Origin of the sequence: Spirosoma sp. (assembly GCF_048594605.1) — a bacterium.
Lineage (GTDB): Bacteria > Bacteroidota > Bacteroidia > Cytophagales > Spirosomataceae > Spirosoma.
Genome location: NZ_JBMDWV010000372.1, coordinates 1 through 23866, shown reverse-complemented (window position 1 = coordinate 23866; position 23866 = coordinate 1). Strand labels below are relative to the sequence as shown.

18 protein-coding genes and 1 pseudogene are annotated in these 23866 nt (G+C 48.7%); 11 read left to right on the top strand and 8 right to left on the bottom strand.

Annotation, left to right across the window (positions count from 1 at the left end):
* A pseudogene (locus ACOJS8_RS23375) lies at positions 1-113 on the top strand (transposase); the annotation flags it as partial.
* Positions 114-391: 278 nt separating this feature from the next.
* On the opposite strand, the gene clpB reads toward ACOJS8_RS23375, so the two are convergent.
* Entirely contained in the window at positions 392-3013 is a 2622-nt protein-coding gene (clpB, locus tag ACOJS8_RS23370) for an ATP-dependent chaperone ClpB (protein WP_420150975.1), read from the bottom strand.
* Positions 3014-3261: 248 nt separating this feature from the next.
* Here clpB and ACOJS8_RS23365 point away from each other — a divergent pair, with 248 nt between their 5' ends.
* The 5 genes from ACOJS8_RS23365 to ACOJS8_RS23345 all read left to right on the top strand — a co-directional run bounded on the left by ACOJS8_RS23365 (position 3262) and on the right by ACOJS8_RS23345 (position 11766).
* The gene (locus ACOJS8_RS23365) at positions 3262-3855 is read left to right on the top strand and encodes an RNA polymerase sigma factor (RefSeq protein ID WP_420150974.1); all 594 of its coding nucleotides are present in this window, start codon (positions 3262-3264) and stop codon (positions 3853-3855) included.
* A 99-nt stretch (positions 3856-3954) separates the two neighbouring features.
* On the top strand, positions 3955-5070 hold the full coding sequence (locus ACOJS8_RS23360) for a FecR family protein (RefSeq protein ID WP_420150973.1): 1116 nt from the start codon (positions 3955-3957) through the stop codon (positions 5068-5070).
* Between the two features lie 208 nt (positions 5071-5278).
* Positions 5279-8707 carry a TonB-dependent receptor gene (locus ACOJS8_RS23355; RefSeq protein WP_420150972.1) on the top strand — a complete coding sequence of 1143 codons (3429 nt, stop codon included), beginning with the start codon at positions 5279-5281 and terminating at the stop codon, positions 8705-8707.
* A gap of 109 nt (positions 8708-8816) precedes the next feature.
* Positions 8817-10277: a RagB/SusD family nutrient uptake outer membrane protein gene (locus ACOJS8_RS23350; protein WP_420150971.1), complete on the top strand. Its 1461-nt coding sequence runs from the start codon at positions 8817-8819 to the stop codon at positions 10275-10277.
* Between the two features lie 61 nt (positions 10278-10338).
* Positions 10339-11766: a glycoside hydrolase family 30 protein gene (locus ACOJS8_RS23345; RefSeq protein WP_420150970.1), complete on the top strand. Its 1428-nt coding sequence runs from the start codon at positions 10339-10341 to the stop codon at positions 11764-11766.
* A gap of 82 nt (positions 11767-11848) precedes the next feature.
* Here the strand turns inward: ACOJS8_RS23345 and ACOJS8_RS23340 are convergent, their stop codons facing one another.
* Together ACOJS8_RS23340 and ACOJS8_RS23335 are read right to left on the bottom strand one after the other, a co-directional pair.
* A complete protein-coding gene (locus tag ACOJS8_RS23340; RefSeq protein ID WP_420150969.1) occupies positions 11849-12799 on the bottom strand; it encodes a TspO/MBR family protein in 951 nt (316 codons plus the stop codon).
* 13 nt (positions 12800-12812) lie between these two features.
* The gene (locus tag ACOJS8_RS23335) at positions 12813-13895 is read right to left on the bottom strand and encodes an SDR family NAD(P)-dependent oxidoreductase (RefSeq protein ID WP_420150968.1); all 1083 of its coding nucleotides are present in this window, start codon (positions 13893-13895) and stop codon (positions 12813-12815) included.
* Positions 13896-14052: 157 nt separating this feature from the next.
* Between ACOJS8_RS23335 and ACOJS8_RS23330 the strand changes: the two genes are divergently transcribed.
* A complete protein-coding gene (locus tag ACOJS8_RS23330; protein ID WP_420150967.1) occupies positions 14053-14610 on the top strand; it encodes a DUF4136 domain-containing protein in 558 nt (185 codons plus the stop codon).
* Positions 14611-14699: 89 nt separating this feature from the next.
* On the opposite strand, the gene ACOJS8_RS23325 is transcribed toward ACOJS8_RS23330, so the two are convergent.
* From ACOJS8_RS23325 to pheS, 4 genes are all read right to left on the bottom strand, one after another.
* Entirely contained in the window at positions 14700-16010 is a 1311-nt protein-coding gene (locus ACOJS8_RS23325; RefSeq protein ID WP_420150966.1) for a DUF937 domain-containing protein, read from the bottom strand.
* 225 nt (positions 16011-16235) lie between these two features.
* Positions 16236-16424, bottom strand: a complete 189-nt coding sequence (gene xseB, locus ACOJS8_RS23320; RefSeq protein ID WP_405513099.1) for an exodeoxyribonuclease VII small subunit — start codon at positions 16422-16424, stop codon at positions 16236-16238.
* A gap of 54 nt (positions 16425-16478) precedes the next feature.
* The gene (locus ACOJS8_RS23315; RefSeq protein WP_420150965.1) at positions 16479-17681 is read right to left on the bottom strand and encodes an exodeoxyribonuclease VII large subunit; all 1203 of its coding nucleotides are present in this window, start codon (positions 17679-17681) and stop codon (positions 16479-16481) included.
* Positions 17682-17775: 94 nt separating this feature from the next.
* Positions 17776-18837: a phenylalanine--tRNA ligase subunit alpha gene (gene pheS / locus ACOJS8_RS23310; RefSeq protein ID WP_420150964.1), complete on the bottom strand. Its 1062-nt coding sequence runs from the start codon at positions 18835-18837 to the stop codon at positions 17776-17778.
* A 358-nt stretch (positions 18838-19195) separates the two neighbouring features.
* Between pheS and ACOJS8_RS23305 the strand changes: the two genes are divergently transcribed.
* The gene (locus tag ACOJS8_RS23305; protein WP_420150963.1) at positions 19196-19627 is read left to right on the top strand and encodes a LytR/AlgR family response regulator transcription factor; all 432 of its coding nucleotides are present in this window, start codon (positions 19196-19198) and stop codon (positions 19625-19627) included.
* A gap of 246 nt (positions 19628-19873) precedes the next feature.
* A complete protein-coding gene (locus tag ACOJS8_RS23300) occupies positions 19874-20293 on the top strand; it encodes a LytR/AlgR family response regulator transcription factor (protein WP_420150962.1) in 420 nt (139 codons plus the stop codon).
* Positions 20294-20420: 127 nt separating this feature from the next.
* Here the strand turns inward: ACOJS8_RS23300 and ACOJS8_RS23295 are convergent, their stop codons facing one another.
* Complete coding sequence (locus tag ACOJS8_RS23295) at positions 20421-21095, bottom strand: porin family protein (RefSeq protein WP_420150961.1); 675 nt, start codon at positions 21093-21095, stop codon at positions 20421-20423.
* Between the two features lie 227 nt (positions 21096-21322).
* Here ACOJS8_RS23295 and radA point away from each other — a divergent pair, with 227 nt between their 5' ends.
* Both radA and ACOJS8_RS23285 read left to right on the top strand, forming a co-directional pair.
* Positions 21323-22708: a DNA repair protein RadA gene (gene radA / locus ACOJS8_RS23290; RefSeq protein ID WP_420150960.1), complete on the top strand. Its 1386-nt coding sequence runs from the start codon at positions 21323-21325 to the stop codon at positions 22706-22708.
* A 139-nt stretch (positions 22709-22847) separates the two neighbouring features.
* Positions 22848-23735: an alpha/beta fold hydrolase gene (locus tag ACOJS8_RS23285; protein WP_420150959.1), complete on the top strand. Its 888-nt coding sequence runs from the start codon at positions 22848-22850 to the stop codon at positions 23733-23735.
* Positions 23736-23866: the final 131 nt, after the last annotated feature.

Genomic DNA, 23866 nt, shown 5'->3' with positions numbered 1-23866 from the left:
ATCAGGAGGAGCACCATCGCAAAAGGACTTTCCTGGAAGAATACATAGCTTTTCTACAGAAGTTAAAGGTACCTTACGACGAGCAGTATGTTTTCAAACCAGTTGAGGAATAAAGCTAAAAGTTGGTTTTTTCTCATTTATCCCCTCGTCGCGTAGCGACCTAATTTTTGTAGCATAAACGCATCATTCCCAATCTCTCCGTCGCATATCGACCAAACCCAAATTTTTTGCTATTGTTTGGTCGCTATGCGACGGAAAATGGGCGCGGGGCAAAAATGTGTTTTCTACAAACATTAGGTCGCTAATGCGACGACAAACTACGTTATATGTAATAAAAAAGCCCGGCCACTACGTAGTGGCCGGGCTAGGTACTCTGTCTGTCAACTATTAATTATAATTCAATTTCAGCATCGAGGTTGGTGAAGGCGATTTCGCCGTCGTCATTCAACTCCATCAACACAACGGAATCTTTCTTCACATCGCCTGACAAAATTGATTTCGAAAGCTCGTTCAAGACTCGACGTTGCAATACGCGTTTCAGCGGACGGGCGCCAAACTGTGGATCGAAGCCTTCTTCGCCGAGTTTGTTCAGGGCTTCGTCGGTCGCATCGAGCTGAATACCGTTTTCTGCCAAGCGTTTCTTGATCTCGCTGAACTGAATGTCCACAATCTTGCGGATGTTGGCTTGGGTCAGCGGTTCGAACATCACGATCTCATCAATTCGGTTCAGGAACTCAGGACGTATCGTTTGTTTCAGCAGCTCCATCACGGCTGATTTAGCTTCTTCCAGTACCAGCGCGTGGTTCCAGCCTTCGTCTTCAGCAAACTTCTCCTGAATCAAGTGGCTGCCAATGTTCGAGGTCATAATGATGATGGTGTTCTTGAAGTTCGCCACGCGACCTTTGTTATCAGTCAAACGGCCTTCATCGAGCACCTGTAGCAGAATGTTCCAGACATCCGGGTGCGCTTTTTCGATCTCATCCAGCAAAACCACTGAATACGGTTTCCGACGTACTGCTTCGGTCAACTGACCTCCTTCGTCGTAGCCAACGTATCCCGGAGGAGCACCAATTAACCGGCTCACGGCGTGACGTTCCTGATACTCCGACATGTCGATACGTACCATCGCATTCTCGTCGTTGAACAGGTATTCGGCCAGCGTTCGGGCCACTTCGGTTTTACCAACGCCTGTAGTACCGAGGAAGATAAACGAACCGATTGGCCGCTTTGGATCCTGCATACCGGCCCGGCTCCGACGTACCGCGTCCGACACCACTTCGATGGCTTCCTGCTGACCCGCAACTCGTTTGCCCAATTCTTTCTCCAGGTTGAGCAGTTTTTCGCGGTCGCTTTGCAGCATCTTCGAGACGGGAATGCCCGTCCACTTGGCTACTACTTCAGCAATATCTTCGGCCGTCACTTCCTCCTGCATCATCCGATCCGACGAACCTTTGTCTGAACCTTCCTGAGCCAACGAATTTAATTTGCCTTCAATTTCAGGAATTCGACCGTAGCGAATCTCGGCTACTTTTCCGTAATCGCCACTACGTTCGGCCTGTTCAGCTTCCAGACGTAACTTATCAAGTTCTTCTTTCAGCGTACGGCCTTCGTTAACCGATGCTTTTTCGGTTTCCCATTTGGCTTGCAGGTCGTTACGTTGTTCACTAAGGTCAGCAATTTGCTTATTTAGTGAGGTTTCTTTTTCCTTATCGTTTTCACGACGAATGGCTTCCCGCTCAATTTCTAACTGCATGATACGTCGGTTCAGCTCGTCCAGCTCTTCAGGAACGGAGTCCATTTCCAGACGCAATTTGGCAGCCGCTTCGTCCATCAGGTCGATGGCTTTGTCGGGCAGGAAACGGTCAGTAATGTAACGCGTCGAGAGTTCAACGGCAGCAATAACCGCGTCGTCTTTGATCCGAACCCCGTGGTGTAGCTCATATTTTTCTTTGATACCGCGCAGAATCGAAATGGCATCGGCCATGTCCGGCTCATCGACCATAACGGCCTGAAACCGGCGTTCGAGCGCCTTATCTTTCTCAATATATTTCTGGTACTCTTTCAACGTAGTGGCACCAATCGTGTGCAGCTCACCACGCGACAGAGCAGGCTTCAGCAAGTTAGCCGCATCCATGGCACCTTCACCACCCGCACCTGCACCAATCAAGGTGTGGATCTCGTCGATGAACAGAACAATCTCGCCGTTGGAGTCCGTAACTTCTTTGATAACGGCTTTCAGGCGTTCTTCGAATTCGCCCTTATACTTGGCGCCCGCAATTAGCAGACCCATGTCGAGCGAGACAATGGTTTTGCTTTTCAGGTTTTCCGGTACGTCGCCCGAAACGATACGTTGCGCTAAGCCTTCCACAATGGCGGTTTTACCAACGCCCGGTTCGCCGAGCAGTATCGGGTTATTTTTGGTTCGGCGGCTCAGAATTTGCAGTACCCGCCGTATTTCTTCATCGCGGCCAATCACCGGATCAATCTTGCCCGTGCGGGCGCGTTCGTTCAGGTTGATGCTGTAGCGCTCTAAAGATTGGTATTTAGCTTCTGCGTTTTGGTCTTTCACTGAGTTTCCTTTTCTAAGTTCGTTGATGGCCGCCTTCACTTGTTTTTCGCTGAAACCGGCATCTTTCAATAACGTTGCAATTTGGTCTTTGCCGCCCATAAGCCCCAGCAGCATTAACTCGACACTGACAAATTCATCGCCAAATTCCTTAGTGTAGTTACTGGCTTTGGCTAAGGCCGCGGCTGTATCATTAGTCAGATAAACGCTTCCATTACCGCCCGACACTTTCGGATACGTAGTGAGGATGGCTTGTAAAGCGCCGTTCGTATTCTGCAAATTGATTCCCAGCTTCTTGGCAATGAAACCAATTACGTTTTCGTCTTCCGACAGAATCGCCTGGAGAAGGTGACCTGTTTCAATGGCTTGCTGGCCGTTTCCGAGAGCAATTTCCGATGCCTTCTGAACGACCTCCTGTGCTTTGATGGTGTAATTCTTGAAGTCCATGACAGTGCAAGGATGGGTTGTTAACTGTATGACTATCTATAAACAAATCACGGGCCGGTGTGTTATTTCGGTCATTTTGGCGGTCATTTTTGTATTTTACTAATTTTTAGGACAAAATGACGGTGTTTTGAAGGGGGCTAATTTGGAAAAAACCGTTTTTCATAATTGATGGCTGATCGGGAAGCTTTCTGAACGTAAACCGGCGATTGATGCGTTAACATAGTAGTCGATCCGCTTACAATTCATTCATGTCTGTTTTATCACCTTCCTCGTTGAATGACGATCATCTGCTTTGGCAGCAGTTTCGGGGAGGAGATACGGTCGCCTTAGGTCAACTGGCCAAGAAGTATTACCAGACCCTCTTTCATTACGCGACCAAGTTTACCAAAGATAAGACGCTCATCGAAGATTCGATTCAGGACATTTTTCTGAAGCTATGGGAAAATCGTAATCAATTGAGTGATACGTTATTTGTGAAGTTTTATCTGCTGAAAACGCTACGTCATCATCTCTTTAAAATTCATCAGAAGCACCTGCCTGTCAGCGAAACGATGCATGATTGGCTCGACGTAAGCGAGGGCGATAGTGCTGAAAGTCGGATTATTGAGGAAGAAAACTGGCAACTAACCAAACAACAACTAATTGCCCGCGTTGCTGATCTCTCCAAACGCCAGCAGGAGGCACTCTACCTTCGCTATTACGAAAACCTGACGTATGAACAGATTGGCCAGACGATGGGTATCAATTCGCAGTCGGTAGCTAATCTGCTTCAAAATTCGCTCAAGCGCCTGCGCGATCACTGGACGTATCTTTTGCTGGTTTATTACGTCCTGTTTATGTGAGCGTTACGTTCCAGACGAAAATTTTTCTCAAAAAGATTAAGTATAAAGGTTTCTAAAAGGGATAATCCATTGTACAGAGGTAAACAACTGCCTTTTTCAATGAAAGATTATCAATTCTTTGGGGTAGACGATTTTTTGGAAGATGCGGCTTTCCGGCAATGGGTATTTAGTCCATTGCTCACCGATAACGAATTCTGGAATCGCTGGCTAGCTGAGCATCCCGAAAAAGAAGCGATTGTCAGTCAGGCACGGCAACAGCTTCTGGAAATTAAAGGCACGCTCCAACCCCTTTCTGAAAATTACATCGATCAGAAGGTTATGCAAATCGTTCAGCAGGCGCAGATGCTGAATGACTCTGCTGAACAATCGCTGCCCGTTATACGGCGACTCAACCCGACCTGGTATTATATGGCGGCTTCGGTGGCTCTGCTACTAGGTATTTTCTGGGTTTACCGGGCGCAGCAAAAGCCAGAGTTAGCCCCTGTTGCCTATACGCAGCTCATAAAAACCGCTAAGCAGCCGCTGCATGAAGTCGCGAATACCGACAATTCTCCCAAAACCGTTATGTTGCCGGATGGCTCAACCGTGGTATTGTATAAAAACAGTCGCATTAGCTACCCGAAACAATTTGCCACAATCACCCGAGAAGTTTACCTGACTGGACAAGGCTTCTTTCAGGTTCAGAAAAAGCCTGATCAACCGTTCCTGGTTTATGCTAGTGGTCTGGTTACGAAGGTATTAGGTACCAGCTTTTTTGTGAAGGCCTATGAACAGGATAAAGACGTACTGGTAACGGTCCGGACAGGAAAAGTTTCGGTTTTTGCTCATACCGATAAACAGGCTGCCATGCAGAAAGCTGTTCCAGAACTTGGCGGTATAATTCTGACGCCCAATCAGCAGGCTACGCTGGTTCGGGCTGATAAACGCCTGGTTCGTTCGCTCGTAGCAGAGCCTCAGCGAGTTGACGGCCCCCAGAAACTCACTACGTCTTTTGTTTTTAAACAAACCCCAATTGCCAATGTATTTGCGGCACTGGAACGGGCTTATGGTGTGCATATCGTCTTCGATGAAGAGCTGATGGCAAACTGTACATTAACCGCTCGACTCGACGATGAATCGCTTTATAAGAAACTGGAATGGATTTGTGCCGGTACCGAATCAAGCTATGAAGAGATTGACGGCCAGATCATTATTACTGGAAAAGGATGTCAATAAGTTTCAGTATCACTATGTATTAATCACGAACTAAAACCCAGCAATGCATGACATAAAATCGCCCGCTCAATTCTAAATGAAAAGCCGTCGGTGCGTCAACACCGACGGCCCATAAATTCCGTTCGATGTCGCCAAACATCGGCCTCCTGCGAGGCTACCGGAGTCTTTTTGCCAATTCCCCAAGAATCAACAATAAGTGTCAAAAATTATGAAAAACAAACGACAGTTGCGTGAGCAAGTCTTAAAAATCATGCAAATTAGTCTGCTACAGTTTACGCTGGCCATTCTGGTTACGGGGGTTTCGTTAGCCCACGACGGTAGGGGCCAGGAATTACTATACCGACGAATTGATCTTACCTGCACGAACCAGACTGTAGAACAGGTACTGGAACAAATCGAAAAAAATGCGCAGGTGCGTTTTCTGTACAGTGCCGAACTGATTCGGGCTAACCGCCGTGTGAGCTTTTCCATGCACAATCAGCCGCTTTCGGCGGTGCTCGACAATCTGCTGAAACCGCTTCAGATCAATTACGAAGTGTCGAGTCAGCAAATTATTCTGAAACGTGCGGCTGCTACGTCTACAACTCGTTCGGAGGAGCAAAGCCCAAACGTCGAACGGGCCGCGCTCACCGTATCCGGAAAAGTAACCAGTGATGACGGAGAAGCGCTGCCCGGCGTAAGTGTGGTCATTAAAGGTACGTCGACCGGAACCGTTACGGATGTAAACGGAAACTATACGCTGAATGTGAGTGACAACAACGCTACGCTGGTATTCAGTTTTGTGGGCTTTCAAAGTAAGGAAGTACCTGTGAATGGTCAGAGCACGCTGAACGTAACGCTGGCGACTGACGTACAATCACTTTCTGAAGTGGTTGTGGTCGGTTACGGTACGCAACGTCGGCAGGAGCTGACCACGGCCGTTACGTCTGTGAACAGCAAATCTATTGAACGCCAGCCGGTAGCCGGTTTCGATCAGGCGCTCCAGGGACAGGCGCCAGGTATTCAGGTAACATCGCCAACGGGTGCGCCAGGGGCGGGTATCAACGTCCGGATTCGGGGGAACAACTCTGTGAGTCTGACTAACTCGCCTTTGTACGTAATTGATGGCGTACCCGTTCTGCCAACCTACGACCGCGAGCTGGGCGTCGGTAACCAACGGCCTAATCCACTCAATACGTTGAATCCCAGTGATATCGAGTCCATCGATGTATTGAAAGACGGTGCCGCTGCCGCTATTTATGGCTTACGAGCGTCCAACGGCGTTGTGGTAATTACCACCAAACGCGGTAAAACGGGAAAAGCGCAGGTTAACTTCAGCGCTTATTACGGTATTCAGCAGCTTCGCAGGAAAATACCTCTGCTGAACTCACGTCAGTTTGCCGAATATTATAACGATGCACAACGAGCCGCTGGTCAGTCGCCCGCCTTTACTAATCTGGATTCATTGCCCTACAATACTGACTGGCAGGATGCTGTCTATCGGCAGGCCGCTATCCGCAACTACCAGATTAGTCTGAGTGGTGGTACGGACAAGACAAAATACTACGTATCAGGTGGTTATTTCAAACAGGACGGTATTGCGCTGAACTCAGGTTTCGACCGGTATAACTTCAAGCTTAATCTGGATCAGCAGATGAGCACCCGCTTTCGGTTGGGAACCAGCCTGAACCTGAGCCGGACTAACACCAACGGTAGCGTACGTAGTGAATTGGGCGCTGGCAACTCGGGCACGGTATTGGGCGCACTGGCCCAAATTCCAACGATTCCGATTCGAAACGCCGACGGTACGTACAGCATTAACCCCTTCCAGCAATTTGATAATCCCGTTGGGAATCTGCTCGAAACACGCAACAATGCCGTTATCTATCAGGTGATTGGCAATGCCTATGGTGAATTTGATATTCTGAAAAACCTGACGTTTAAAAGCTCGTTAGGGCTGGATTTTCGTTCGCAAATTGAAAACGAGTTTATTTCCCGCGACTATCCGGGTATGCAGAATGCCAGTTCTGCCACGCGTGGTAGCGCACGTACGGGTACCAACCAGCAATTGATCTGGCTCTGGGAAAACACATTGACGTATGACCCCAGCATTGGCGAAAAGCATAATCTGACGTTGCTGGCCGGTCAGTCAACGCAAGTTTCCGACCGCTTCACATCAGGCGCTTCGGTAACGGGTTTTCCATCAAATGCGGTGCCTTATCTGTCGGCTGGTACGCAGTTTACCCGTCCATCCAGCTATCAGGATCAGTGGGGTTTATTCAGCCTGTTTGCCCGTGCCATTTATAACTATGATGAACGCTATCTGGCTACGTTGAGCTTGCGGGCCGACGGGTCGAGCCGGTTTGCGCCGGGTAATCGCTTCGGTTATTTTCCGGCACTGTCGTTAGGCTGGCGCGTATCGCGTGAAGCGTTCTTTCCGCAAAATGGAGCTATTAACGACCTGAAAGTTCGGGCGAGCTTTGGCGCCAACGGTAACCAGGAAATTCCTGCGTATGACCGTTTCAGTACGTATGGCTCTGGCTTTAATTACGCGGATGGAACCGGCATTGCGGGTGGAATTGCGCCAAACCGAATTGGGAACAACCTGCTGAGCTGGGAAACTACGTATCAGTATAACGCAGGCGTTGACGTTGGGCTATTTAAAGACCGGTTGACCGTAAATGTGGATGCGTATCTGAAGCAAACGAAAAACCTTCTGACTAACGTGCCGCTGCCTTACAATGCGGGGGCGCAGACCCCACAGACGACTCAGAATATTGGTACGGTGCAGAACAGAGGGTTTGAGATTGGATTGAATAGTGTCAATGTGCAGGGTGAAGACAACGGCTTTACGTGGTCGAGCAACCTGAACTTCTCGCTGAACCGCAACAAAGTCATCGACATTGGTACGCTACGTAACGATCAGGGCGAAGAGGTTGACCGGACCATTATCGGCGATTACACGATTACACAGAAAGGTGCTCCGCTGGGCGCGTTCTATGGCTACGTTGTGCAGGGGATTTTCCAGACAGCAGACGAAATTGCTGGTGCGGCTACGCAGCCAGGTCAGCCTCAGGCGGGTGATATTCGCTTTGCTGATCTGAACGGTGATGGACGAATTGACGCCAGTGACCGGACGATTATTGGCAACCCGAATCCGAATTTCATTGCCGGTTTCACCAACAACTTCTCGTACAAAGGTTTTGAGCTGAGTCTGTTCTTCCAGGGTAGTTTCGGCAACGACATCTACAACCAGAACCGCGTCACGATAGAAGGCATGTCGGACCCCCTCAACCAGACGACGGCTGTATTGAATCGCTGGACGCCAACCAATACGAATACCAATATACCGCGCGCGGTTCGCTACGACCCCAATCAGAATAACCGCTTCTCGACCCGGTTCGTAGAAGATGGTACGTACGTTCGTCTGAAAAACCTGACGGTTGCTTACAATCTGCCGGGCAAGCTCATCAACAAGGCAAAAATCAACGGCGTTCGGGTATATGTGACGGGCCAGAATTTGCTCACGTTTACTAACTACAGCGGTTACGATCCAGAAGTTAGTGCTGATCCATTCTCGTCGGTTGGCTTCGGTCGGGATTACGGCGTTTATCCGCAGGCTCGCACCTACACGGCTGGTCTTAGTGTCACCTTTTAAGGATTGAATGACTGAGGTGGTTGAATGATTGAATTGTTAGAAGCTCTTCACCTAGCAATTCAATTATTCAATCATTCGACAATTCAATCACTCAACAATTCAATCATTTATGAAACGTCTTATCATATTTTGCATTCCTTTCCTGTTTTTGGCGAGTTGTAATGTGCTGGATAAACAACCCTTGCCAAGCATTACGCCCGAAAACTTCTTTAGAAGCGCCGACGATGCCGAAGCCGCTCTGACAGCCGCCTACGACGCCCTGCAACAAACGGGTGTGTATGGTCAGGATTTGAACGTAGTGGGTGAAATGCCATCCGATAACGTAACGAGCAGCAATGGCGACGTGAACGCACTGGAACGGCTGATCTGGACACCATTGACCAGTCAGATGAACAATACGTTCCAGCAGGCTTACATTGGTATTAACCGGGCAAATGCGGTATTGCAGTACGTTCAGGCAATACAGATGAACGAAACGCGCCGGAATCAGATTCTGGGGGAAGCCCATTTTTTGCGGGCGCTGCATTATTTCAACCTGGTGCGAATGTACGGCGGTGTTCCGCTACGTCTCGAACCAACGGAGTCGGGCGATCCGGGTGTGGTTGCCCTGGCCCGATCGACGACTGAGCAAGTGTATGCCCAAATTGCGACCGACCTGCAACAGTCTGAACAACTGGCTGCTACGACTTTTGGTGGACAGACGGCCAATCGGGCGCGGATCATTAAAACAGCCGCCAATGCGCTACAGGCTCGGGTGTATCTGACACAACACCAGTGGGCCGATGCTGCTACGGCCGCCAACAAAGTAATCACCAGCGGATTATATCAGTTGTCGCCGAGTTTCAATGCGTTGTTTCCGCCCGACAACAACGCGGAGTCGATTGTAGAAGTGCAGTTTGCCGGAAATGCCGATGGTGGGTTTATTCTGCCTGACCTGTTGCTGCCTTCGCCACCCGCTACGTATTCGTTCCCGAAATTCAATATTCCGACGACGGAACTGATTCAGTATGCCGATACATTGAACGATCTGCGCTGGAAGTTCACGGGCGAGGTTGTATCGGCAGGGCGGAACCACGCTAGTTTTGTGATGGGCCGTTCAGCAAATGCCAACGATAACGGACCATTTGTGTATAAGTGGCGGAGCAATCCCAACGCCTTCAACAGCCCTGATAATTACTATGTATTACGGCTTGCTGACGTGATGCTGATGTACGCCGAAGCGTCGAACGAACAAAACGGCCCGAATGAGCAGGCACTTACTCAACTGAATGCGGTACGAACACGGGCGGGTTTACCGACGCTTGCACTTACTACGTTGACCAAGCAAACTTTCCGCGACGAAGTGGATCGCCAGCGTCGTTTGGAATTGGCGTTTGAGGGTGAGCGTTGGTTCGATTTGCTACGTTATGCTCGTCATACACAGGCTGATGCGGGTGCTGCGCATAAAGTGACAGCGCTGGATATAATTCAGCAGGTTCGTGGTTCGCGGGATGTTAATTATCTGCTTTTCCCGATTCCACAGAGCGAGATTAATAACAATGCGTTGATTCAGCAAAATCCTGGATATTAGTGCAGGTTTAACGTAACACGGGGCTTACTCGTGTTACGTTAAATGAAACCAATCCTTTACGATGCACACGCTGCTAGAACAGAAAATTGTTACGTTGGTCTTCCTGGCGATGCTTGGTCTGGGAAGTGGTTGCCAGCGGAAAGGAATCAAACAAACGTCTTCGACTGGCGCTGAATTCTGGCTGACCAATCCCGACCGGTCGGCGTTGTTTGTTAACCAACCAGGCACACTTGCATTTGGCACTACGTCGAATCAGAATCCGACCATCGATGTGGATGAGTCACAGACGTTTCAATCCATCGATGGGTTTGGTTATACGCTGACAGGCGGTAGCGCTATGCTCATCCATCGAATGGACGCGAAAGCGCGGGCGGCTTTGCTGAACGAACTTTTTTCAACCGAAGGCAACAGCATTGGTGTAAGCTACCTACGTATCAGTATCGGCGCGTCCGATCTCGACGATCGCGTTTTCTCGTACGATGATTTGCCCGAAGGTCAGACAGATGTAAACCTGGAGAAATTTTCGCTGGGCCCCGACAAACAGCATCTGATTCCGGTGTTGAAAGAGATACTGGCCATTAATCCGACGATCAAAATTCTGGGTTCTCCTTGGTCACCGCCAACCTGGATGAAGACAAACAATCACTCGAAAGGAGGGAGTCTGAAACCCGAGTTTTATGATACGTATGCTCAGTATTTCGTCAAATACATTCAGGGAATGAAAGCAGAAGGTATTCGCATCGACGCGATTACCATCCAGAATGAACCGCTGCATCCGGGCAATAACCCTAGTCTGCTGATGCTGGCGTCGGACCAGGCCGCGTTTATCAGGAAAAGCCTCGGCCCTGCTTTTCAGAAAGAGAAGATCGACACGAAGATTTTATTGTACGACCATAACGCCGATCATCCTGAATATCCGATTTCAATTCTGAACGATCCAGAAACCAAAAAATATGTGGATGGCTCGGCATTTCACCTGTATGCAGGTCCAATAACGGCGCTTTCGGAAGTACATAATGCGCATCCCGATAAGAATCTGTACTTTACAGAGCAATGGATTGGCGCACCCGGTAATTTGAAAGGCGATCTGGCCTGGCACGTTAAAACGCTGATCATCGGTGCTACGCGCAACTGGAGCCCAACTGTGTTGGAATGGAACCTGGCCGCTGATCCTAAGCAACAGCCTCATACGCCCGGCGGCTGTACGGAATGCCTGGGTGCTATTACGGTAGATGGGAATACAATTACCCGAAATCCAGCGTATTACAACGTAGCGGTTGCCTCGAAGTTTGTTCGGCCGGGTTCCGTTCGAATTCAGTCCAATACGTCAGAATCGCTGCCTAATGTAGCGTTCAAAACGCCGGATGGCCATAAGGTCGTGATTGTGCTGAACACGAAAGAGGCCGCCCAGGCATTCAACATTCGCGAAAAAGGCAAGCTTATCAACACATCGCTTCCCGCTGGCTCCGTCGGGACGTACGTGTGGTAACGGTAGGATTATTAAATTCAGTCGTAAGAAGAAAAGCCGCCCTGTTCTCACAAGGCGGCTTTTCTGTTAAGTATAAGCGCTATTAATCCAGACCTTCTGCTTCGATCGGCTTCATGCGCTCACGAGCAATTTCGGCCTGATAGGGCTGGTCTGTTTCGAACGGACCAGCTAAGACGGCGGCCTCGACATCATTCACGACGTAACGATCATACTCGTGAAATTTTCCGCGAGGAAGCCAGTAGGCTAACAAGCCTGAATAAACCGCTGCCAACGTAGCAGCCGTCCAGCCAAGGATGGGTTCTTTATGCCATTGACGCGTGGCGATCCCACTAAAACCGGCTACGAAAGGAAGCATATACCACGGGTCGTTTAATCGGCGGGCAATAAAGTAACCCGCCCCGGCGGTTGCCGCCAGAATTCCTGCTGATATAGGCTCGTCATCTTCTTCCTGGGGTGTCCAGGCGCCAAGCGTGAGCAATGTATTCGGTGTTCCGACAACCGTAGCCGCTGTGAGCCAGCCCGCGTAGAGGCTTACCGGAATGCGCAGGTATTTTTCAGGTGCTGGTACGTCGGTTTTACCAATTTCCAGGCTCTGGTGCAACCCTATCGCAACCGGCAGGTTTATTTTAGTGGTCAGGTCGGAGATGATAATGCTCTGCGGATCATTCTGTGAGAAAAACCGGCCAAAAATGGCGTTGAGTGCCCAGCTGGCCCACCACCAGGGCTGCGCTTTTTCGTAGCGCGGATTGTGCTCCTCCGACGGAAGGGCCTGATGCACAAGCAAAGCTGCCAGGCCCGAATAAATGGTTGACCATACTGCGCCGAATGCCCATCCTGCCGGAACGATCTGGTTTTTTTCGAATACCTCTTCGTACTCAGTAGGAACGTCGTATTCGTATTCAGAACCTGAATGATCGGACTCATGACGATCCCGGCTTTCTTTCCGCGACTGAGCACTCGAAACCGTTGTGTAAATGATGCTGCCAACGGCAAAAACGGCGGTGGCAATACGCCAAAACGATGAGTTTTTCATAAATCATTACGTATTAAGCTACTGCTTCCGCTTCCTCTAGTTCTTCCTCAGCCTGATTCCTGACCTTTTCGGCTTTGCCTTTCGTTGTCTTGTAGGCATCGATAACTGAATGCACTACGTTGTCGGCTACCGACGATAACGTATCAGAAATAGTGTCGGTTAGCGACTTGGCTTTGTAGCGATATCGGGCCCGGTCAATTGCATTCGATTTGGCATAGGCGAGTCCCAGTGCAATACCGGCCACTACAGCAATACCGATTCCGATTTCCCACGCTATTGACGACGATTCTTCCTCTGCATCTGGCTTTTGCTCCATTTTGCTCCGCATCATCGACGCAACTGCTTCCTGCGGTGCTACGTATGAGAGAATCTCGTACGATTTGTTTTTCAGGCCACCCGGAACAACCTTATGTTTCCCGGCCATCAACGCGTCGTAACCTGCTTTGGCTACCATAACGGGGTCCTGAACTTCATCAGTAACCTTCGCATTTTCGGCACCGGCTTTGTTGAAGAAGTCCGTATCCGTAGCGTTTGGCAGAAGTGCCGTAATCGTTACGTTCGTGTCTTTCAGCTCATTAATGAGCGACTGGGTGAAGTTATAGACATAAGCTTTCGTGCCTGCATACACGGCCATCAGGGGAGAAGGTGCAATGGAAAGCAGCGACGCCAGATTCAGAATTTTTCCCGAGTCGCGAGCCAGCATGTCGTACAGGAACAGCTTGGTCATCTGGGTCAACGTCAGTACGTTGAGGTGAATCATGGCCTTTTCCCGCTCCCAGTCTGTGTCGGTAGCGAACAGCCCGTACAAGCCAACTCCGGCATCATTTACCAGCACATCGACCGTAATGCCTTTTGCTTTGACCTGATTGTAAACATCCTGAGCAGCATCTTCCGTCGACAGGTCTTTGCCTATAACGGTTATTTGCTGTGTGCCATAATTATTTTTAAACACTTCGCCCAACCGCTCTAATTTATCGTCGCTACGGGCTACCAAAACTAAGTTGTAGCCGTCCTGAGCGAACAGTTTGGCGAGTTCCTGCCCAATTCCGCTGGAGGCTCCGGTAATCAGAGCTGTTTTTCCTGTTTCTGTGTTCATAACCGTTTAATCGTTAGTTACTAAACGTATTGAACCACCTCCGGCTAAAGTTGTTTTGATTATTTGCCTGTAGTTATATCGAGTGGTCCACAGATTTTTCCGCCAAATACTGCAGACAAACGTTTATAGGAAGTAAAGAATCTTCTTGAAAAAAGATATGAAAACGCTGATCTTGTTTTTAGTTGTTATCGGGGTAAGTGCAGGTTGTTCTTCGTACCGCATTGTACGTAACGAATCCGATAAAACGGCCAACTGGACCTCTTATCGAACGTTTACCTTTATCGACACCAATCGGATCGATCCTACTCCCAGAGATACGTATCAGGCCGCTATTGAGCAGGTGAAACAGGCCGTAGCGGCTGAATTAAAAAAACGTGGATATGAGCAGGTAGCCAGTAGTCAGATTGGTGCTTCAGCCGATCTGCTTGTCAACATTGGTGGTATTGTCAACGAAAAAACACAGACCCGCCCAACGACCATTTACGAAGCGCCACGCTACATCGGACAACGGCGGTATCACTGGCAGAGTCAGGAAGTACCCGTTGGTACGTATAAAGAAGGTACTCTGAACGTGCATATCGTTGACGCACAACGTAACAATCTTTTATGGGATGGGGCCGTCTCCAGTGTTTTGAGCAAAGGCAACATAACACCTGAGCAAATTCAAAAGGGAGTCAGCCAGTTATTCACCAAATTTCCTGGCAGCCGTTCATGAAAAAGGACGCCCTTTCGAAAGTGAGGGCGTCCTTTTTCATGAATAGTTGAGCCGCTAACAAAGCCCGAAAGCCTGTGGCTGCGTTCAACCTATTTTGCAATCACTTTCAGGTCAATTTTGCGTAGGGCTGGTCTACGAATCCGGGACGTATCGCGCAAGCTAACGCCTGTTCCCCGGCCAATGGCATCGACACGCAGGTAGTTAATACCATACGAGACCAGCTGTTGCTTAATCAGGTATACCCGTTTGGACGATAAGCTCCGGTTGGTGAAGCCAAAGCCGCTTTGTGCGTCATTTGCGTAGCCCACCAGCTGTACCTGCAATTGTGGATACGTTTTCAGGAGTGTGGCCAATTCGCCGATTGCAGCCTGTGAACCTGGTGTCAGCGAAAGTGAGCCTGGCACAAAAGCTATTCCCGGTAATGGAAAAACGCGGCCTTTGGGCAGAGCAGGGTTGGTCAAATACGGCGTCAATGTCTGCGTCAGTCCACTGGCGATCGTTGTTGGGGCAGGGACAGTTGCTGCCGACGCCGATTTGGGCGCGGTTTCTTTGGGAACAGCCAGGGAGCGAGCTACTGTGTCGGCCTGAACCGTATCGCCGACAACGGTTGTTACGTCACTTACGCTGTCCCGACCATTTGAGTACTTCTGAGTATTCTGATAGATATAATAGCCACCAGCGGCCAGTGCTACAACAACCAGCGCCCCAAACCCCCACTTAGTGAGTGCCCCGTTATCATTATCTGAATCGTCTGTGTAATCATACGTAACCGCTGGACGAGTTGCTGTGGCTACCGGCCGACTGGGCGTTTCAACGGTGGTTCGGCGGGCTGGAGCTGCTACTCCGGCAATAACCTGCTGAAGCCCAACCTTATCAACTAAACGAGGCAGGAATTCCTCAGGTACTACGTTGACCAGTGCATCGCGCTCCGAAAACAGCAAAGCCGCTAGTCCGTCAGCATCTAGTTTCCGGTCTTTAACTTGTTTGCCGAGAACATGCAACACAATCGTTGTAACCAGACCCAGTAAGGAAATAGCGGATGAATTGCGAATACCCGCATAGCTCGAGATCATGGTGCCGATTGAGCTTTTCATCGCTGGTAACAGATGGCTTATTACGTCATTGCCGTGCGTAATCAGCGTATTTGTCTGGGCGGGGTCGCGCAATGTATTGCTTAAGCTATCGATAAGTGTGCCATCATAACGTCCTTTCTGGACATGGTTATAGAGTTGATTAACGCCAATTTCACTGGTGGTACGTTTCATCAACCCTCCAACAATCGTATAAACAAGCCCATTAACGGCTTTATCGGTTTTTTCGGTCGGTTCATCAATATACGTAGCAATACGCGACACAACCTCCGGGTTAAAGACTTCAGTTAAGTTGGCAAACAAATTCATATTAGTGAACAGACTCAATCAGTAGAATAAATAGGTGCTGTTACGTACATCACAAGCTAAAACGATTCTCGAAGCACCAGAAGTACACGAAGTTAATAGATACGCTGAAGAATCCATTCGTACGCACCCGCTCGGGAGCCCTCACTCCAGGAGTGCAACTCCGGGGATAAAATTAGGCAAGGTTTGGCAAAGGTTTCATAAGCCCGGCCAATAAAATTGCCGAAGTTATCGCTTGGGCAATCGTTCGATAACTTCCTGATACTCCGTCTCGACGGCTCTCAGCCGATCCTGACAGAAGGTAATCAACTCACCGGCCAGACGAATTTTGCCAGGCAGTTCATCGAGTGGAATTTGCTCATTTTCAATTTCTTCAACCAACGTAGTAAGCTGGTTATAAGCGTCCTGATATGTCATTTTCTGTGTCAGTCCCAGATCTATAAAGGTTAATACGTACAACTCCTTGCAGCTCTAAGACTCTATAACTTTAGTGTTGATCGTTCCATCCCACATCTGCACCTGAAGCGTTTCATGCGGTTGTATATCAGTGGTTTGGGTTAAAATGCGTCCGTTTCGTAACAGCAACGCATAACCCCGACGCAGTACGTTCGACGGATCGAGGTGACGTAACGTAACGGCTTTTTCTGTCAGATCGGTATGGCGATTCCGAAAATACAGGTGCGATACAAACCGCAGTCGTTCCGTTTCCCGGTCCAGATCTTCGCGAGCCGTTTGCAGCGCTTCGCGGGCAACCACGCGCAATCGATCACGTAGCAGAAGACAGGTTTCCTCAAACTGCCGGTTATGTTCAATCAGAAAAGCCGCAGCTTTCGTTGGCGTTTTTACGCTTTGATGACAAAGTAAGTCGGTAATGCTAACGTTACGTTCGTGGCCAATACCCGCCAGAATCGGAATGTCGAATCCAGCAACCGTTTCGCCCATCAGATACGTATCAAACGAGCCAAAGTCCAGCTGTGAGCCACCTCCACGCACAATGACTACGGCATCATAAGGAACTCCGCTATCACGAATACGCTCTAACTGGCCACAGATGGCTCGTTCGGCACCCTGACCCTGCACCTGCGTCAGAAATTCGTCGATTACAAAATCATAACCGAACGGGTTTTGAGCCAGCTCATGCCGGAAATCGCGCCAACCATCCGAATTGGGAGCCGCAATGAGGGCCACTCGCTGAATAACCACGGGGCGGGGGAGGAGTTGATTAGCCGTAATGTACTGGTCTGCTTCGACCCATACCAGATCCGGGCGATTCTTAACCAATGTATCAAGTACAGCTTGCCGCTCCCGTTCGAGATTGCCAAGTGTGTAAGACGGATCAATTTTCAGAATCTCAAGCCGTAATCCGTACACCGGACTATATCCGACCGATACCAGAAGCAATAGTTGAATGTTGCGCGCAAACGCAACGCCGGTTGCCTGTTCAAAATCGCGAATGGTATGGTGGTTACGTCGCCAGATACAGGCTTCCAATTTTGCCACCGTTTCCCGCCCTCCCGATTCCCGCTCAACAAGCGTCAGAAAACAGTAGCCGCGGTCGGGGTAATTTTTGATGTCGCTTGTTTCGGCCACCACCCATACCGCTTTCTGCCCAAACGCTTCGTCAACGATGGCTTCGAGTGTAAAGGCGAGGTCTGAAAGACGAATGGGAGACATAAAAAAGTTGTAAAGTTGTAGAGTTATCGAGTTGTAGAGTTTTGGGTGCGTCAGCAACTTTCTAACTCAGCAACTCTATAACTCTACAACTTTTTTAGAGTCCTTCGAACTGGCGGAGAAAACGAACGTCGTTTTCGGTGTACAGACGTAAATCGTTTACTACGTACTTCAGCTGTGTAATACGTTCGATACCCATGCCAAACGCAAAGCCGGTGTATTCTTCGGGGTCAATACCGCAATTCGCAATCACCTGTGGATCAACCATACCTGAGCCGGCAATTTCGACCCAGCCCGTGTGCTTACAGATGTTACAGCCTTTTCCACCACAAATCTGACAGGAGATGTCGATCTCTGCGCTGGGTTCCGTAAATGGGAAATAAGAAGGACGAAAACGGATGCGTGTGCCTGGCTCAAACATCTCTTTTACAAAATGATAGAGCGTATCTTTTAAGTCTTTAAACCCCACGTTACGGTCGATATAGAGACCTTCCACCTGATGGAACATGCAGTGAGCACGCGCTGAAATGGTTTCGTTACGATAAACCCGACCGGGCATAATTGACCGGATCGGCCGGAATGCCGTACCAGGCTTTTGCCGTTCCATCAGCCGAATCTGAACATTCGACGTATGCGTCCGAAGGAGCATATCGGAAGAAGCATCGGTATCCGCATTGGCTTTCTCCACGAAAAACGTGTCCTGCATGTCGCGGGCCGGGTGGTTATCGGGGAAGTTCAATGCGCCGAAATTATACCAGTCCGATTCGATTTCCGGTCCATCGGCCACGTTAAAGCCGATACGTTCAAAAATCTGAATGATACGTTGCCGAACCAGCGTAAGCGGATGCTGTGTTCCCGTTAAATTCGGAATGGTGGGTAAGGTAAGATCAACGGGAGCAACGCTCCTGGCCGACGACTGTTGTTCATTGACTAACTGGCTAAATGAATCAAAACGCTCCTGAGCGAGGTTTTTCAGTCCGTTTAATTCCTGGCCAACTGCCCGCCGATCGGCTTGGGGAACGCTTTTGAGACCTTCAAAAAGTTCAGTGATAACGCCTTTGCGACTAATGAACCGCATCCGAAACTGCTCCAGCTGTTCCGGCGAATTGATGGTGTATTGCTCAATCTCCTGATGGAGCTCTTTTACTTTATCCAGCATGCACTACAAATTTTAGCTGTTTGCTTCGACAAAGGTACGCAAAAACTAAGGAGAGCCTGGCTTTCTGAGTAGTGCTATCTCTAATCATTGGCCGGGTAATAAAACCAGGCGCCGGGGATTACGCGTATAAGTAAACACGTTCCGTTCAGTCATTTGTTGATTAAATGGTGCAATAATTTGAAAAGTAAGGAGTTGTAGAGGAAGTGGCAGCAGTGTATCATCACTAATGAATAGGGTCTGATTCTTGCAGATGAATTATTGAAGGAACACAGGTAAGGTAGCTAACGGTGTTTACATCTGTACAGTAATCTTCTGAACATCAGGGAAAAAATTTAGTTAATCAACAACCGAATCAACTATGAATGCATTCGCTAACGAGTCCATCTTCGACACAATGTCCATACCTTTCCACAATAGTGGGGAGAAAATTGCCGATTCTGCCTGCCTGCAAAAGCTACTCATTCCTTTCTACGACCGTAAACGTACCGTTTTTATTGATGAAATCGTTCGCCTGGAAGGTGCAGGGAATTATACGCAGTTTTTTCTGAAAGATGGTACAAAAATGCTTGTGTCCAGGACGCTGAAAGAATACGAAATTCTGCTTGACAATCAAGCTTTTGTTCGTGTTCATAAGTCATGCATTGTCAACCTGGGTTTTGTCCGCAAATTTTTCATTAAGAAAGAAGGCGAACTGGAGCTGACCGACGGACAACAAGTAAAAATATCACGTCGTCGGGCACAAGTATTTGTTGATCGTATTCGTGACTTTCAACCACTGGCCCTGGTTTAAATGAAAACAGGGGCGATTTTCCTCATAAACGGCCGCAGATACGCTTAATCGACGAGTACGTAGTTTTACGCAATAGGCCGGGTACATTCACTCAAAAAATACGCACAAATTAAAAGTTAGTGTTCTGATTATCAAAAGGTTGTCTATGGAGATTGACCCCTGATGATCAGAGCATTTTTTTTGGAACCAGTGGCCATGAGGTAGTTTTGTTTCATCAGTTAGCGATGACCCCAAACTCTCTTAATCATGGAAGCCACTATATTCTCATCCGTACCTCCACTTTCCATAGTACCTCAGTTTCCAGCTTCATACCAGCGTAACACGCAACGTATTGCGCTGCCTTATCTAAATCGTACTATTTTCATCTCTGTAGATGACATTCTTTGCCTACAGGGCGAAGGCAATTATACCTTCCTTTACACCCGCGACCGCAAACGGTATCTGGTGTCGAAAACGCTCAAGGAATTCGAAAAAACGCTGGACGTATCCATATTTCCACGGGTTCATAAATCCTATATTGTCAACCTGGCTTATGTTCAACGCAGCATCTTCAGCAAAGATCATCAGGTTCGGTTAGCGGATGGACGATGCATCGGTATTTCCCGTCGGCGCCTGAAAGCGATTTCCCTGCAACTTTCTCAGTATTGGCAGCGGCTCTACAACTAAGTCAACCTAACACCTGACTTGTAAGCTACTGCGTTAAACAACAGATAATTAATGAGTTATTAAAAAGGGCCAGGTTGCCGGAAACTCTCCGGCAACCTGGCCCTTTTTAATAAATGCTGACCTGCGATCAGAATATTTTATAAGCCAGGGTAACCTGCCATGTTTTCATATCCTGACTGAATTTGCCGGAACTATCGCTGATCTGGGCAATGTCGGAAATGTTACCCTGATACCGTACGTCGAGTCCTAGGGAACCGATATCCAGGCCACCTCCAACCTGATACCCATAAAACGCTTTAGACCATGCATCGTTGAGTGTACCGCTGGTGTATTGATTTAAGGCCTCGCCCAGCCGCTGATTATCATCAATACGTAACGAAATTACTGGCCCAGCCATAACACGGATGGGACCACCTTTGATGCCCAACAGCACAGGAATGTCAAACGTAGTGGATTTGATCGTTACCGTTTCGGTCTGGCCATTGCGGATAACATCGAATGCTCCGGCCCGAGTTGAGTAAAGCACTTCGGGCTGAAGAAATAAATTCTGACCGAAACGGGCATATATGCCAAACGATGTACCCGTTCGACTGGCGTAGCTGTCGCTTATGCTGTTTCGAAAGGTTTGCCCGTCGACGCCAACCGAAGGTGAGCCATTTGAATTTGTTCCGGTCTTAACGAAGTTGCCAAAGGAAAGTTTTGAGAGATTGACGCCCCCTTTGATGCCTAACTGAAAACCACTCTGAGCAAATGTCAACGCGGGAAGCAGGGTAAGCGCAATGAAAAGCAGGTTTTTTTTCATGATTGGTTGCATAAAAATGCTGTTATGTATAGAACGTATTTCAACTGCCTCCGGTACAAAATGTCAACTTATTTCGAGCGAATGGCGTTTTAGTAATGGATAACTGCTGATGAGAAAAGATTAATTGAAGCGCTTCCAGGCTTTGATGAATAAACGCTTTTTGGGTTTAATCAGGAAATCAATTTCATTTTTATCGAACACACTAATCATTATCCGCTACTTGCTGAATGGCCAAGATAAAGACCACCTATTTTTGTCAGAGTTGCGGCTTCCAGTCGGCCAAATGGCTGGGTCGCTGCCCATCGTGTGGGGAATGGAATACGTTTGTAGAAGAGCTTGTTCAAAAAGACGAGCCCGAAAAAGGAAGCTGGCGGAGTCCTTCCTCGGGACCGGGCGGCCTAAAAGTTGCGGCAAAGCCCAAAGCTATCCACGCCATCAATTATGAAGAGCAGCCACGTATCACAACCACTGACGTTGAACTGAACCGGGTACTTGGAGGAGGCATCGTGCCGGGTTCGCTGGTGCTGATTGGTGGAGAACCCGGTATAGGTAAATCTACGCTGTTACTGCAAATTGCGTTGAGCCTGGCCGGAATGCGTGTCTTGTACGTATCGGGCGAAGAAAGCGAGCAGCAGATCAAAATGCGTGCCGAACGGCTCGACGCTCCTACCAGCGATTGCCACGTAATGACCGAAACCTCTACCCAGAACATCTTTCGGGTAGTTGAACATTTTGAACCGGAAATACTTATCATCGATTCGATTCAGACCATGCAGTCCTCGTTAGTCGAATCAGGAGCAGGCAGCGTTTCGCAGGTGCGCGAGTGTACGGCAGAGTTCATGAAATACGCCAAAGAAAGCGGAGTGCCCGTATTTATGATTGGCCATATTACCAAAGAAGGATCGCTGGCCGGGCCGAAAGTACTGGAACACATGGTCGATACGGTGCTGACGTTTGAGGGCGACCGGCACACTACGTACCGGATTCTGCGTACGACCAAAAACCGCTTTGGCAGTACCGATGAATTAGGCATTTACGAAATGCTGGGTTCGGGGCTCAGGCAGGTAACGAACCCGTCCGAAATTCTGATTTCGCAGCGCGACGAAGCGTTGAGTGGTGTAACCATCGGCTCGATGCTCGAAGGAAATCGGCCGCTTATGATCGAAACGCAGGCGCTGGTCAGTGTAGCTACGTATGGCACACCACAACGTAGCAGTACGGGCTTCGATGCCAAACGCCTGAATATGCTGCTGGCGGTTCTTGAAAAGCGGGGCGGATTCCGACTGGGGCAGCAGGACGTATTCCTAAACATTGCGGGGGGCTTGCGCGTCGAAGATCCGGCCATTGATCTGGCTGTCTGCGCAGCTATCGTTTCCAGCTACGAAGATATTGCCATTCCGCCATCGGTGGCGTTTGCGGCTGAAATTGGATTAGGTGGAGAGGTACGCGCCGTGAGCCGGATCGAATCCCGGATTGCTGAAGCTGAAAAGCTGGGTTTCAAGCAAATCTTTATCTCTAAGTATAACCTCAAAGGTCTGGATACAAAAAGTTATAAAATCAGCATTAAGGCTGTTTCGCGCCTTGATGAAGTGTTTCAGGGAGTATTGATGTAGGACTGACACTAACGAGTCGTCAGCTTTTAGTAAATTCTGCCTAAACGTGTTAAGGGAGAAAATCCAACTTAAACCATTTGACGTAGCTACAGTTAGTTTACTTGGTAAGTAGATTACTAATTACTATAAAAATCACGTTATGAGCTACATTAAAGCAGGTAAAGATGCGTCTGGAAACGACATTAAACTTTTTTATCAGGATTTACATCCGGCAAATGCTACATCGACAGTCGTATTGATTCACGGCTGGCCGCTAAGCAGTCAGATGTGGGATTATCAATTAGCCGAACTGCCTGGCCATGGGCTGCGCGTTGTGGCTTATGACCGACGGGGCTTTGGAAAGTCGAGCCAACCCTGGGATGGTTACGATTACGATACGTTGGCCGATGATTTAAAGGCTGTACTGGACGAACTTGATCTACAAAACGTAACGCTGGTTGGGTTCTCTATGGGTGGCGGTGAAGTGGCCCGCTACATGAGTCGGCATGGCGGGGCGCGGGTTTCTAAAGTTGCCTTCATCAGCGCTGTAACACCTTATATGCTCAAAACGGAAGACAATCCGGATGGCGTTGACAAGAGCGTATTCGATGAAATTACGGAAAACCTGCTTAAAGACCGGGCAGATTTTCTACAGACGTTTGGTAAGCAGTTTTATGGTGTCAGCCTGCTTAACAATCCAGTTAGCCAGGCTCACCTCGACGGCGATTTCGCCCGGGCGTACGTAGCGTCGTATAAAGCTACCCTTGAATGCGCTAACTCATTTGCGACAACTGATTTTCGTGACGATCTGACGCAAATTCAAGTGCCTGCGCTCATTATTCACGGAGATGCTGACAAAACCGTTCCCATTGAGTCATCGGGAGAACGAACGGCGGATGCGTTGCCAACTGCCCAATACATTGTCTACGAAGGCGAACCGCATGGTTTGTTCTTTACCTCAAAAGATCGACTGAACGAAGACCTGATCTCGTTTATTCTGGAAGGTGTACCCGTTCGCGAGCGGCCAGAAACTACCGTTATTTATTAAGCAGAGTAATAGCAGAACAGAAAAAGGTACGCAACTGCGTACCTTTTTCTGTTCTGCTAAAACAATACGTATCAGGTAATTATAATTGCCGATACGTTCTTACATAGGCCGAGGGAGTTTGCCCCGTGATC